The sequence below is a fragment of the Streptomyces xantholiticus genome, assembly GCF_014651015.1.
GTDB classification, from domain to species: domain Bacteria; phylum Actinomycetota; class Actinomycetes; order Streptomycetales; family Streptomycetaceae; genus Streptomyces; species Streptomyces xantholiticus.
This window is the reverse complement of the sequence record NZ_BMWB01000039.1, coordinates 37,947-50,449: the sequence shown is the minus strand read 5'-3', so window position 1 is coordinate 50,449 and position 12,503 is coordinate 37,947. Positions and strand designations below refer to the sequence as shown.

Genomic DNA, 12,503 nt, shown 5'->3' with positions numbered 1-12,503 from the left:
AAGTCGACCACCGGCTGGATCGCATGGCAGGGCAGGAGCGGGATGGTCTTCTCAGTCATGCCGACACTCTAGTCAAAGTTGACTAGGGTGTCGCCGGGATACGAGCATCGATCCAAAAGAAACGGCCTCGGCGCGCAGTCGCTCACTCAGTCAGCGCAGTGGCTTTTCGTCTCTCCTTGGCTGCTGGCCTCCAGCCCCAGCCCCCACGCAGCCGTGCAGCCGCGACAGAGGCGCTGTCCGTCAGGGTCGAACGGGCATCCAGGAAGTGGTTCGGCCGAACCACTTCGTAGATACGCCCTCGAGCGGGAGTCCCGGAAGTGTTTCGGTCGAAACACTTCCCGAGTCCTACTTGCCTAACTTGCCTGAAGTCAGATCGTCCTGTCTGACCTGTGTGAAGTGCGTTAGAGCCCTAGATAAGGCTTGGGGTCTGTGTCTTCAAGTACACCGCGCGCAACCACGCCGGCGCCCCTTCCAAGGGAGACCTGGTCGGCGCCATCGGCGCCGCCGGGGGCGTAACCATGGCGCTCGCCCTGCTGATCGGCGTCGGCCAGCGGTGAAGGCTCCGCACCAGTATCTGCCGAACCGAACGGCGTGGCGACGTCGCCCCGCGGGAACGGTTCGAGCAGTCGTTCCGCCGGCGGCTGTTATCCAGCAGGCGGCCCAGGAAGTCGAGCGCCGCGCCGGGCTGACTCCACAACGGCAACAGGCCGAAGAAGCCGCGCGGCATCGGGGCGCGGCCCAACAGGCGCAGGCTCCGCAGATACGACCGCCTGCGCCGAAGATCACCGGTCCGGAAGGACCTGCCCGCGGCGGAGCGTGGCTCTAACCGTGAGGAACCCGGGCGCACGGGTTGCCCCGACAGGGCAACCCGTGCGCCGCCAGCGACATGTACCGGCCCTGTTCTCGTATAGCGCGGCGAGAGGACAGGTAGCTCAGCGTGACTTCAGGGCCTCTGCTTCGGTGCAGGGCTCGGGAACCTCTCCGCTGTTCAGGGCGGCGAAGTCGGCGTGGGCCTGTTCGACGGCTTCGGGGTAGGACTCGCGGTGGGCGTGCTCGGCGAGGGCGCGGTAGATGCTGGCGACGGAGGGATTCTGTCCCTTGCGTTTGCCGGTGCGGATGATCAGGTCGGGCTGGATCTGCTCGACGGACTTGCCTTTCGCCCGGCGCCGCAGCACGGTGTCGAGCATGTCCTCGGTGATGACCGGAGGTCGGCCGCCGTGTTTGCCCTTGCGGGCTGCGGCGTCGGATAGGACCCGGCGGGCGCGATGACTCCGCTGTAGCGGCTGTCCGGGCGCCCGGTCCTGGAGCGGGCGTGGAGATCACGACCGTGGTCTCGCAGACCTCCCCGAAGGCCTCCACGTCTTCGCTCCGCCTCGTCGACCGACAGGCCCCAGCGGAGCTTCGCTGCCGACCCACTCGCCGAGGTACCGGCCGACGCCGGGCCAGCACCACCGCAACAGGGCGCGATCGGCCAGCAGGAGCCTGTCGCTGACCGGCTGCCCGGTCGAACCGGTCCCCGGCCGTGACGGTCTGTGGATGATTGCCCCGTGGCACCTGACCGAGGGATCAGGGCTACGCACCCTGGACTACAGCCTGCTGCCGCCGCGCCAGCGCATCCACTGGGTCTCGCGGGCCAGGGGGGTCAAGCTCCCTGCTCCGGACGGCGCGTAGTGATGCCGCGGGGCTTGTCCATCAACCAATTCGCCTCCTGGCTCCCGGAGCGCAGATCACCGGCTGCGCGTGGCGGGAGTCTCGTCTGTCTCGGGTGGGGTCGGCTGTGAGGGCTGGCGTGTGGGGCGGTGGTGCCAGGCGGCGTAGAGGCCGGCCAGAGCGGTGGTGTAGCCGGCCAATGCCTGAGGGGTCACGTGGCCGACGAGGACGAGGATGCAGCCGGTGACCAGGGTCGCCAGAAAGACGACCAGATCAACAGGAAACGGGCCACGGGGGGCGGGACGGCTCGGCATGATGGTGCTCCTTGGCACATAGAGGACTTGTGGACGCCACGCCGCTTCTAGCGCTGGGCCCAGGGGGTCCCGGGGGGGGCGTGACGTCTTGAGAGTGACGGCCCGGCAGGTGGGTGCGCCAAGGGGAACGATCTTCTTTCCTTGACTGTCAATTGGAGGGATGACCATGGCGAACGTTGCCGACGAGGGAACCGGCGGCGACGGCCAGGCAGTGCCGGCACGCAGAGGGCTGGGGCAGCTGAAATCGAAGCCGTTCGAGGGACGACCCCGGAAACTGGCGCTCGTACGGCAGCTCAGAGCCCTCGTCACCACCAGCGGTCGGACCAGCAAGGCCATCGCCGCGCAGCTGAACGTCAGCCCCTCCCTGCTGTCGAAGTTCCTGTCGGGGGAACGGATCATGGACCGCTCCACGGTGGAGACGCTCGTCCAGGTGTGTGAGGTGACCGACGAGGTCCGGGCCCAGTTACTGCGTCTGCACACCGCCGCGCTCGCAGAGGCCCATCCCCAGTTCGCGGACCGCCTGGAGAAGGCCGACGCCTACGAGGAGACCGCCCTCCACTGCCAGCAGCTCCAGACCCGCTGCGAGAGCCTGACCGCCGAGCGCCGGCAGCTACAGACCGCGTACGAGGCACTCGAGTGCGAACACGAGTCGACCAAGGGAGCCCACGCCGCCACCGAGGAGGCGCTGCGCGACCAGGAGCGGCGACACCAGGAAGCCGTTGATCGCCTCACGGCCCGTCTCCGAGAAGAGCAGCAGGCCCGCCAGGCCGACCGCGCGGAGTTCCAGGAGCTGCTGCGGCAGGCGCGCAGTGAGCACGAGGAACAACTGCGGCGCAGCCGGCAGGAGGAAGCAGGTATCCGGGAAGAGCTGCGCCGGCAGGAGGCCGAGCTTCAGGCCCTGCAGCTCGAACTTGAGCGATCGGCCCAGGACGTGACGGCCGTGCGGCAGGAGCGCGACCGGGCACGCCTGGAACTGGCCCAACTGCGCGAGGAGCTGGTGGGCCTGCAGGTGGAACTCGCGGCGGCCGAGGCAGAGCAGCAACGCCGAGACGACGAAGACGCGCTGCTCGCCCAGGCCCGCCAGGCCATTGAGAGCGTCCTGGACCAGCAGCCCGATGACAGCCCCGAACAGGCGCTCACCTCAGTCGGCGCTGCGACTGCCCTCCAAGCTGAAGGCCACCCCCATGTTGCCCAGGGCGCAACATCCCGATCCCGTCCCAGCGAGAACCAGGCGGCTGCACCACCCGCCCCCCTGAAGCCGGCCCCCGAGCCCTCGGGCAACAGCACGCTCTTACACCTGGCAGCCCTCGGCAGCCTCCTGGCCGCTTACGGGCTTTTCGGCGCCGGCATGTTCCAACTGGAGGATGCCCGCCGCGCGACCTTCACCGGCGTATCGCTCGTGGTGAGCGGCCTCCTCATGTTGCTCTTCGTCTTCCCTCCCTTGATTGCGCGCGCTGCGACCGCAGACGGCATCGATCTCAGCGAGTCCGGCGACGAGGATACGTACGGCTACTACCCCATGATGTGAGCGGCCCGCGGCGGTACTCGGCCCCCTGCTTACTGCCCCTACCAGCGTTGTCCAACAACCGATCGGTTCTTGGACGCAGCCCGTTGTCACGACTCCGGGCGACGGACTACAGGCAGGGGCGTGCAGCTGTTGCGTGCGCCCCATCTGTTCGGTGACCTCGGCGTGCACCCAGCACAATCGCGTCCATGCCTGACTGGATGCCCTCATGGGGCACGACCGCTCTGATCTCGGTCGTGACGTCCCTGCTCACCCTGATAGTCGCCGGGCGGTACATCGTCGGCGACGTGCTCACCCGGATCGGGGCGAGGGCCGGACCGAGCTGGTATTCCGTGCCTGGCCGAGGGCGCCCCGGCTTGCCGTCCCTACCCGCGTCGATGCAGACGTCCACGTCGGAGCAATCTCCGTCATGACCATCGGCGTAGGCCAGGTCGGCGGGCAGCAGGGCGACCAGGACGGCGACGACGCCCAGTCGCGGGCAGCGCGGGTCAGCAGCCCTTCGTTCGGTCTGCGGTGACCTTCGTGATGAGCCATGTGTCGCCCTCCAGCGTGGCTTGGGACGTGACCGGGTACTTCAGGCGCTGCTCAGGCAGCTCGACGGTCTTTCCGGAGTCCTTGTAGACGGGCTTCCAGTTGGTCGCGTCGAAACAGTCGGAGACCGTGGCGGTCTTGCTCTTGGTGTCGACGGCGGTGACCGTGGGGCTCATCCCGGGCCGGCCGGTGAACTTGATGTTCGCGGACCGGTTGCGCAGGACGGACTTCTTCAGGTCGGTCGCTGCGTCCCCCCCGGCGTATCTAGCCAGGTCCTGGGTGTGCAGGTCTCCGTCGCTGGCCATCTTGATCTGGATCTCGCGCATATTGGTGTAGGCGGACAAGACCTTGTCCTTGACGGCCTGGTCCGGGTCGCTGGACGGCGACTTGGGCGCCGGTGCGGGAGCAGAGGACGACGGGGCGTTCTGCGTGCTGCTGGAGCCGCAGCTGGCCAGCGTTCCGGCGGTCACGGCACACGTAAGTACGGTGCCGGCGAGACGCAGAGCTCGGGTACGGGTCATGGTGGACGGTGCCATTGGCATATCCTCTTTCAGGTGTCGGATGCGGGTGCGAACGTGCGACCCATGAATACGAGGCGCGGAGAGGAGGTTCCTCTACCGCGTCCTGCCAGCCATGGATGGGAGCCAACCCCAGGGCACGGGTTTCCGGCTTGCCGAGCTCCCCGCCAACATGGAAGCCACCTTGGGCGGCCTCAAGGCGCTCGCTGAAGAAACCGGCTAGCGGCTTGTCATGTGGTGGGTGATGGACGCGGTTCGGATCGGCGGCATCGCGGGCGGTCAGGCCGCGTGAGCGCGACCCCACGAGCGCGCCCGCGCCCGGCCTCATGCTGCGCCGCTGCCTGGAGCGTCAGCTGTGGTCGCGTGTGTAGGTGAGGATTACCGCGCCGCTCTTGAGGACGGTGTGGTCGGTGAGTGTCCAGGTGCGCGGGTCGAAGGCAGCCTTGCGGGAGAACAGAGGGATCCCGTCGCCGATGGTGAGCGGGGCGACCTTGAGGATCAGCGTGTCGATTTCGGCATACAGGGAGCCGGCCAGCTCGGCGCCGCCGAGCAGCCAGATGTCTTTGCCGTCCTGCTGCTTGAGCTCCCGCACGGTCGCCACCGGGTCGTCGGCGACGAGTTCGACGGGCGGGTCCGGCCTCTCGGTCAGGGTCCGGGAAAATACCAGGTGACGCAGGTGGGGATAGGCGTCGGTGATCCCGGCCGCCAGACCGATCTCGTAGCTGCGTCGGCCTTCGAGCACGGTGTCGAAGTGCGTGCCTGTCGCTGTGACGGACAGTGCCTGTCGGGCCTGGACGGGCAGGGTCTCCGGGTACTCGGCCACGAGGTGCTGGATGTAGTCCTCCGGTATGGTCCAGAAGCCGTTCGGACCGGTGGGGTCCGCGCCGTCCGGGCCCGCGATGAAGCCATCGAGAGTGGTGGCGATGTAGTGGACGAGTCTGCGCACGCCGGGTTCCTTCCGTCGGTCCGCTCCCGCGGTGCGGCCCGTGGCCGCCGGATGGCGCCGGAATGCGAAGCCGCTTATTGATCATCGCACCGGACCGACTGCGCGAGCACCGTGCCGTCGAATATCTCGTGGACATCCGCACGCACCGGGAACCAGCTGCTGCCTTCACCAGCCGACAAGCGCTGTTGCTTGAAGTGGACAGAGCCAATCGCCGTTCTCATGAGAAGGAGGCGGCCACGGAGCGCCGAAGGCGCCGAAGTGAAAGACGATTCGTTCGCGCCGTACTGGCTCGTGGTGCCGGAGACCAGGCCTCTGATGCCCGAAGACGGAGGTCCAGATATCCGAACTGGTCCCCGGCACCTGGCTGCTGTGGTGTTCGGCCAGCAAGCTCACCCGGCCCTTCCGACTGCCTCCAGTGCAGATCAGCCGGGCGGCACCGATGCCGCAGGCCGAGCGCCTGGAGCTGATCGGCCGCCTTCTCAACGATCCGAGCCTGTCTCTGCGAGTCCGGGTTGCTGGGAGCATTGTCCTGCTTTACGCCCAGCCGCTCAGCCGCGTCGTCCGCCTCACTCTGGACGACGTCACGCGCACCGATCAGCAGACCCTCCTCCGGCTCGGCGAGCCGCCGTCCCCCGTTCCCGAACCGCTCGCGGAACTCCTGTTCCGCTGGATCGACAGCCGGGACAACATGAACACCGCGGCCAACCACGCCTGTCGGTGGCTGTTCCCGGGCCGCCGAGCCGGGCAACCGATCCACCCCGACGTTCTGGCAGCGCTCCTCAACGACATTGGCATCCCCACCACCGCCGGTCGCACCGCCGCGATCCGGCAGCACGTGCTGGAGATGCCCGCCCCGGTCGTCGCGGAGGCTCTGAGCTATCACCGGGTCACCACGGCCAAGCTGGCCTCCGAAGCCGGAGGCACCTGGAGCCGATACGCCTCTGGGGACCACTGGCGGTCACCACCAGGCTGGACCCCTCGGAGAACTGGTGACAGTTGAATACGCGAGCCCACCAGTACCAAGGCCCGTCGAGCTGTGCGCGAACAACTTGCCTAACTTGCCTTTACTGCTTGCCCGGTGCTGACCTGCATCATCGGGTTGACACCCTGGATATCGATCGCCGGTCGATGGCTGGGCCGACACGTCACCATGGGCCTCCGCCCAGGTTCGAGTTGCCAAGAACGACACTTCCACCGTGACGACCGGTACGACTGTCACCCGACTGTCTGGTATGACCCAACGCGGTCGCCGGAGACGAGCTGGCTTTGGGCTCCGGATATGGGGAGCTTATCCGGGCTCCACACGGTGACGAAGGCGAAGGCGCTGGGAGCCCGGTCAGAGGCCGCAGCGTCCGAGCTGCCGGTGGCGGGGGAAGTCAGCTGGCCACAGAGCTGTCCGCGCTGTTCGCGGACACATTCAGGACCCCATTCTCCAGAACCGTGTCGGACGGGAGGGTCAGAGAGATAGCTGCTCGGTCGGCCAGTCCTCGGTCGCCCCGCACTACAACCGTGTCCCGGAAGAATCGGTCGAACACCGCACTGTAGATGTCCGGCTCTTCCCCCGTGATCGCTCCTCGCAGGAACCAACCGGGGCCATCGGCTCCGACGAAGCGGGTGGCCACTCTGGCACCGGCGGTCAGGTGCACGCGCAACTCCCAGCCCAGCGTTCCCTCCACCTCGGCCGCTGAACCGCCCGCTTGGACGATGCCGTCGGCGAGTTCCGTGCGGATGGCATCCCACACCGGCTGAATCGTCGCCATGGCGGCTAAACCAATGGTTCCCTGCGACAGCAGGACGTTCACCGCATCAATGGCGTCTCCTGTCATCGCCACAGTCAGCCTCATGCCGGCACGATTGGGAACCAGCAGTCCACCCAGGTCCAGATGCGCCAGTGCTCTCTGGGGAGCCAGCAGCTCACGGCTGTCCCACGGCCCCTTTGGACGCTCGGGTGCCAGCGCCTGCGTCTCCCCGAAGGCATCCTGCACGACGGTGAACTCACCTCGCACCGGTTGGTCGGCTATTTGACCTCCGACCTCGGCGGAGGTCGGAGGTCGAAGGGGGTTGTCCCTCGGGAGCTGCTGTCCACGCGCAGCCATTTTCCAGCGGGCCGCGTTGTGCCGGGCGGTGAGGGTGTCGGGGTGCTCCGGACCCAGCACCCGCTCACAGAGGGGAAGCAGCTCCGCAAGCGCGGCGGCGGCACCGGCAGCATCTCCTGCCCTACCCTGCCAGTCGGCCAGGCTGTGCCGGGTGATGAGGGTGTGGGGGTGCTCCGGACCCAGCACCCGCTCACGCACCGGAAGCAGCTCCGCAAGCGCGGCCGCGGCACCGGCCGCATCCCCCGCCTCCCCCCGCCAGTGGGCCAGGCTGAGCCGGGCGGAGAGCGTGTCGGGGTGCTCCCGGCCCAGAACCCGCTCACAGACGGGAAGCAGCTCTGAAAGGGCGGCCGCGGTACCGGCCGCATCCCCCGCCTCCCCCCGCCAGCGGGCCAGGCTGAGCCGGGTGATGAGGGTGTGGGGGTGCTCCGGACCCAGCACCCGCTCATAGACGGGAAGCAGCTCCGTAAACGCGGCCGCGGCACCGGCCGCATCCCCCGCCTCCCCCCGCCAGCGGGCCAGGTTGTGCCGGTTGGTGAGGGTGTTGGTGTGCTCGGAGCCCAGCACCCGCTCACAGACGGGAAGCAGTTCTGCAAGCGCGGCCGCGGTACCGGCCGCATCCCCCGCCTTCCCCCGCCAGTGAGCCAGGTTGAGCCGGGCGGAGAGGGTGTCGGGGTGCTCCGGACCCAGCACCTGAGTCGAGGTGGTGTGGAGAGTTGTGTACAGCCGCAGGGCTTCCCGGTAGTCGCCTCCTTCTGCTGCAACGTGGGCGGTGGCCCACAGGTCGCGAAGGTTGTCCATGGTGACGATGGTGGGTGCGGGGTTGTCCGCCCGGTTGTCCGGGACAACCTCCGACGCGGTGCCGGAGCCTTGGGTGAGATCATCCGTGATGCTCTGCAGCACCTGGTCGTCCTGATCGTTGACCACGGAGGCCCGAGCCAGAGCCAAGTCGATGTCGTCACCTACCGGGTCCATGACGGCCGGTGACGCTGGCTCGGTGGCTGCCTCGTCTGTGCAGCGCGCAGTGCCGCCGCTGGTATCCGTGGTGCCGTCGTTCGCGCGGAGTCGGTCAAGTTCGTCCGTGAGCTCGTCGACCCGCGCCTGGACTCGGGCGGCAAGGTCTTCGGCCTGGCGCTGCTTTTCCTGGGCGCGCTGGAGTTCCAGTCCGGCGCGCTGTTCCTGCTCCTGGGCCCGGGCGAGTTGTCGCTGGGTGCGCCGAAGAGCCGCGGGGTCTACGTGGGTGGAGCGGAGGTTGTTGCGTTCGTCGGTCAGGTTGCTGATCCGCTGCTCCAGCTTGTTGATCATCGTGAGGAGGACCATGACGAGCTTGGCGGAGTTTCCGGCGGCCTCTCGAAGCTGGTTCTGCTGTTCCAGAGAGCGGGTGAGCCGGTCGTAGATCTCGACCTGCTGGGCTCGTACTTCAGCGAGTTCCAGAGCTGAGACAGGCATCGGAGCGGGCCGTTTGCGAGGCGAGGGGTCAGCCGCTGCCTGCAGTAGCTTCTCGGCTTGTTGGAGTCGGTGCACGCGTAGTCGTGGCTCGGGCACTGTCACGCGAATCAGGGCGGTCACGAACTGCCGGTCCGGGACCTTCCCAGCCAGCCGCTCGCTTATCTGGGACTTGGAGACATGGACCTGGCCGGCAAGCGTCGCCAAGGTCTTGCCGCTTGCGTCGACCTGCGCACGTAAGAAGCGCGCAAGTTCCGCTGCCTCCGCAGTCTCGGCCCTGATCGGCCCCCAGGGCCTGCCGCCCTGCCTGCGCGCCGTCACATCTCCCCCTGCGCCGCCCCTGCCGGTTGTCCATCCGTCCCGGGACAACACCGCTGTTTTCCGGACCTTACCTGCGGCAACGGCCAGGACGGGCCTGAACTACCCAACCGAGCAGCACAGTCTCCTCACCGCACCACGGACCACCAAGAAGAGGGACAAGGAGCCGCTGATGAACGAGCTGGACACCCGCACTACGGTGATGCTGCTGGCCGGCGCTGGCGCCACGTACATCGCCTTCCTCCACCCCGCGGTTGGCGTCGCTCTCCTCGTCGGAGTGGCCGTCATCAGCGTGCTGCACTTCCTCATGAAGTGACACAGCTGCGGTCATTCCGGTCCATCGGAGAGGCGGGGCTCCTCCCCCGCCTCTGCCGATAGCAGCCCCGCCGCGCCAGCCCGGTAGCAGACGGCCGACGAGGGCGCGGGCTCTCGCGCTACTGCAGCATCCGGCGCGAGAGTGAGCAGGTCGCGGTAGAAGTCGCCGATCAGCGACCTCATTCGGCCAGGCAGCGGAGCGCCGGCCATCATGTCGAACACCTTGGCTGCTGTGTCGCACGCTTGCTCTGAGTCGCCCTGGTGCAACTGCGCGAGCGCGAGTCGTGCGGTGGCCAGTGCCCTGTTGCGGCGGAACTGATCCGGAAGGACGGCCAGGGCGCGGTGGGAGACGGCCTCCGCCTCTGCGGCGTCCCCGAGCCGATGGCGCACGATCGTGCCCAGTGCATACAGCTCGGCGTAGCCGTAGAACGCGATCCATGGTGGCCGGGGCATCTCCGGGTCCGCCTTGCCCATGAGGTCTTCGGCGAATCCGAGGGAACGCAAGGCGGCCTGCCGATCTCCTCGGTTTGCATGTCCGACGGCTGTTCGGGCGTGGGCGAGGGAGGCGAACAGCCGGTCCCGGCGAGTAATGCCTGTGGCCTGTGCGGCGTAGGCGGCATCGACGGCCTGGCCGTGTTCCTTGCGCTGGTGGGCGAGCATGGCCAGCGAGTTCCACGCGCATCTCCGTGGCGCTGTCGTTCGCCATCCTGGCCAGGTAGAGCGCTTCTTTCGGGTTCCTTCGCCGTCGCGGCGGTCCTGCTGGTCGGCTTCTTCGTCTACGAGGGCACCTACGCACGCGAACCGCTCCTGCGGCTCAAGCTGCTCGGCAACCGGTGGGTGTCCGGGTCGAACATCTACATGATGATGGTCTCCATCACGATCTTCACCTCGTTCTACTTCGTCTCGCTCTACCTCCAGAACGTCCTCGGAATGGGCGCGCTCAGTGCCGGCCTGGCGTTCCTGCCGTTCTGCCTGGGCCTGGTCGTGGGCTCCCTGTACGCGGTCAGGCTGCTCGCCCTGTTCAAGGCCCGCCAACTGCTGATCGTGGGTGGGATCATGGGTGCCCTGGGGCATGTTCTGGTTCAGCCGGATCAGCGGGAGCGGCAACTTCTGGGCCGATGTCCTGGGGCCGTCGCTGGTGACCAGCTTCGGCATCGGACCGCTCCTGGTCCCGATCGCGGGCGCGGCGACGGCCGGGGTCGCACCCAGCGAGGCCGGCATGGCGTCCGGCCTGCTCAACAGCGCGCGGCAGATCGGCGGCAGCATCGGTCTCGCCGCGATGAGCGCGATCGCGCCGGCGAGCACGGACAGCGCTCCCGTCTCCGACTCCCTCGACGAGCGGCTGACCGCCGGTTACGGCATGGTGTTCGCCGCCAACGGCGCGCTGCTGTTGTTCGCCGTTCTCGTCGCGGTGTTCGTGCTGCCCCGCCGGAGCCCGGAGCAGGGGGTGGGGCAGGGCCCCGCGGCACGCCAGGAAGCCGGGGCCCAACGGCCGCGCGGTGTCGACGCGGACCGCGTGCCCCTCGACCACGACCGCCCCGACATCGTGAGCGGCGAGGGATCACCCGCGGAGAGGGGCCGGCGGGGCTGATCCCAGGGGCGGCCGGACGTCCGCAGGAATGCTCCGCGTTCCCATCGCGGCCGCCCTGGCCGCTCCCGGCACGTCCCGCGGCCGTCCACCGCATCGTCCCCGAGGAGTTGTGGCAGCAGGCCTACTGTCTGCGTCTGGAGGGGCCGAGGGGCACGAGGTGTTCGAAGGACCGACGGTCGTGCCGGGCGGCGGAGCGTTTCGATGCACTGCGTGGATGTCGAGGGGCTGTTGGGGACGATGGCCTCGGTCGCCGTGCACGACGTCACCCGGGGCCGTGTGCCGTCCCGTGTCCCCACCATGGCGGCCACGCTGCCGCCCAAAGGCACCGCGGACCGTATCGCCGTCACCTGCCGCAGACGATACTGAGGATGACGGAAGCCCCGCTCGACGGACCGGGCATGATGACGTCGGCGCCGCAGGCCGCCCGGCATCGGGGGTGAGTTCGTGCGAGCGCGGCGGTCATCAGCAGCCGACCTCCTGCGCGGGCCGCCGCGTCCGCTCTCCAGGACGCACCCCGCAGGACACGACCACAGCAACAGGAAGACAGGGATGACGCCTCGAACCCGACGCACCGGCAGAACCGGTCGTCCGCCCCGCCTGTCCCAGGAGGCCATCCTCACGGCAGCGGAACGGATCCTGAACGAGGACGGACCGGAGAAACTGTCGATGCGCCGGCTGGCCCAGGAGCTGTCCAGCACGGCGATGGCGCTCTACCACCACGTGCTCGACAAGGACGAGCTCCTGCTCCTTCTCCTGGAGCGCCACGCCGAGCAGTTCCCGCGCCCGGAGCTTCCCACCGAGCCACGGGAGCGTCTGATCGCCGCGAGCCAGGTGCTGCACGACATCCTCGCCGAGTGCCCGTGGATCGTGGAGGTCCTCGCCTCCGACGACCTGATGGCCGTCTCCGCGCTGTGGATCGTGGAGAACATGATCGACGCCGCGATCGAGTGCGGGCTCAGCCCCGAGGAGGCCGTCTACGCCTACCGCGTCATCTGGTACTACACCGCCGGTGAACTGACCATCCGGGTCAATCGCGAGCAGCACCACGCCGGGCTCGAGCGCCCGCCGCACCGCGACAAGGCGTTCGCCGCCCTGACGCCGGAGGACTTCCCCCGGCTCGCCTCCCTCGCCGGACAGTGGGACGAGATCACCGCCAGGGACACCCACCGCCAGGGTCTGTTGGCGATCGTCGACGGCCTGCTCGCCCGGGCCGGGACTCCTGGCGAGCGGGCATGACGGGCCCGGCTCACCGGCAT

The 12,503-nt window shown here is 68.4% G+C and carries 13 protein-coding genes; 7 read left to right on the top strand and 6 right to left on the bottom strand.

Annotated features, from left to right (window positions below; all coding sequences use genetic code 11):
• Window positions 1–932 precede the first annotated feature (932 nt).
• Window positions 933–1,187, bottom strand: coding sequence for a hypothetical protein (locus tag IE198_RS33055; protein WP_229834759.1), 255 nt, complete (start codon window positions 1,185–1,187; stop codon window positions 933–935).
• A 349-nt stretch (window positions 1,188–1,536) separates the two neighbouring features.
• On the opposite strand from IE198_RS33055, the gene IE198_RS36250 reads away from it, so the two are divergent.
• Window positions 1,537–1,671, top strand: coding sequence for a hypothetical protein (locus tag IE198_RS36250; RefSeq protein ID WP_268246522.1), 135 nt, complete (start codon window positions 1,537–1,539; stop codon window positions 1,669–1,671).
• Window positions 1,672–1,727: 56 nt separating this feature from the next.
• On the opposite strand, the gene IE198_RS33050 is transcribed toward IE198_RS36250, so the two are convergent.
• Complete coding sequence (locus tag IE198_RS33050; RefSeq protein WP_189893398.1) at window positions 1,728–1,964, bottom strand: hypothetical protein; 237 nt, start codon at window positions 1,962–1,964, stop codon at window positions 1,728–1,730.
• Between the two features lie 166 nt (window positions 1,965–2,130).
• On the opposite strand from IE198_RS33050, the gene IE198_RS33045 reads away from it, so the two are divergent.
• The gene (locus tag IE198_RS33045; RefSeq protein WP_189893396.1) at window positions 2,131–3,492 is read left to right on the top strand and encodes a helix-turn-helix domain-containing protein; all 1,362 of its coding nucleotides are present in this window, start codon (window positions 2,131–2,133) and stop codon (window positions 3,490–3,492) included.
• A gap of 485 nt (window positions 3,493–3,977) precedes the next feature.
• Here the strand turns inward: IE198_RS33045 and IE198_RS33040 are convergent, their stop codons facing one another.
• Window positions 3,978–4,490: a hypothetical protein gene (locus IE198_RS33040; RefSeq protein WP_189893394.1), complete on the bottom strand. Its 513-nt coding sequence runs from the start codon at window positions 4,488–4,490 to the stop codon at window positions 3,978–3,980.
• A gap of 397 nt (window positions 4,491–4,887) precedes the next feature.
• Complete coding sequence (locus IE198_RS33035; RefSeq protein ID WP_189893392.1) at window positions 4,888–5,484, bottom strand: dihydrofolate reductase family protein; 597 nt, start codon at window positions 5,482–5,484, stop codon at window positions 4,888–4,890.
• Window positions 5,485–5,899: 415 nt separating this feature from the next.
• Between IE198_RS33035 and IE198_RS33030 the strand changes: the two genes are divergently transcribed.
• Window positions 5,900–6,484 carry a site-specific integrase gene (locus tag IE198_RS33030; protein ID WP_229834757.1) on the top strand — a complete coding sequence of 195 codons (585 nt, stop codon included), beginning with the start codon at window positions 5,900–5,902 and terminating at the stop codon, window positions 6,482–6,484.
• Window positions 6,485–6,860: 376 nt separating this feature from the next.
• On the opposite strand, the gene IE198_RS33025 is transcribed toward IE198_RS33030, so the two are convergent.
• Window positions 6,861–9,344, bottom strand: a complete 2,484-nt coding sequence (locus tag IE198_RS33025; protein ID WP_189893390.1) for a DUF3710 domain-containing protein — start codon at window positions 9,342–9,344, stop codon at window positions 6,861–6,863.
• A 169-nt stretch (window positions 9,345–9,513) separates the two neighbouring features.
• Here IE198_RS33025 and IE198_RS33020 point away from each other — a divergent pair, with 169 nt between their 5' ends.
• Window positions 9,514–9,657, top strand: coding sequence for a hypothetical protein (locus IE198_RS33020; RefSeq protein ID WP_189893388.1), 144 nt, complete (start codon window positions 9,514–9,516; stop codon window positions 9,655–9,657).
• 11 nt (window positions 9,658–9,668) lie between these two features.
• On the opposite strand, the gene IE198_RS33015 is transcribed toward IE198_RS33020, so the two are convergent.
• Window positions 9,669–10,316 (bottom strand): NsdA family TPR-like regulatory protein, encoded by a 648-nt coding sequence (locus IE198_RS33015; protein ID WP_189893386.1) that lies wholly within the window; start codon window positions 10,314–10,316, stop codon window positions 9,669–9,671.
• 412 nt (window positions 10,317–10,728) lie between these two features.
• Between IE198_RS33015 and IE198_RS33010 the strand changes: the two genes are divergently transcribed.
• The 3 genes from IE198_RS33010 to IE198_RS33000 all read left to right on the top strand — a co-directional run bounded on the left by IE198_RS33010 (window position 10,729) and on the right by IE198_RS33000 (window position 12,483).
• Window positions 10,729–11,247, top strand: coding sequence for an MFS transporter (locus IE198_RS33010; RefSeq protein ID WP_189893384.1), 519 nt, complete (start codon window positions 10,729–10,731; stop codon window positions 11,245–11,247).
• A 201-nt stretch (window positions 11,248–11,448) separates the two neighbouring features.
• Window positions 11,449–11,613, top strand: coding sequence for a hypothetical protein (locus tag IE198_RS33005; protein WP_189893382.1), 165 nt, complete (start codon window positions 11,449–11,451; stop codon window positions 11,611–11,613).
• A gap of 183 nt (window positions 11,614–11,796) precedes the next feature.
• Window positions 11,797–12,483: a TetR/AcrR family transcriptional regulator gene (locus IE198_RS33000; RefSeq protein ID WP_189893380.1), complete on the top strand. Its 687-nt coding sequence runs from the start codon at window positions 11,797–11,799 to the stop codon at window positions 12,481–12,483.
• Window positions 12,484–12,503: the final 20 nt, after the last annotated feature.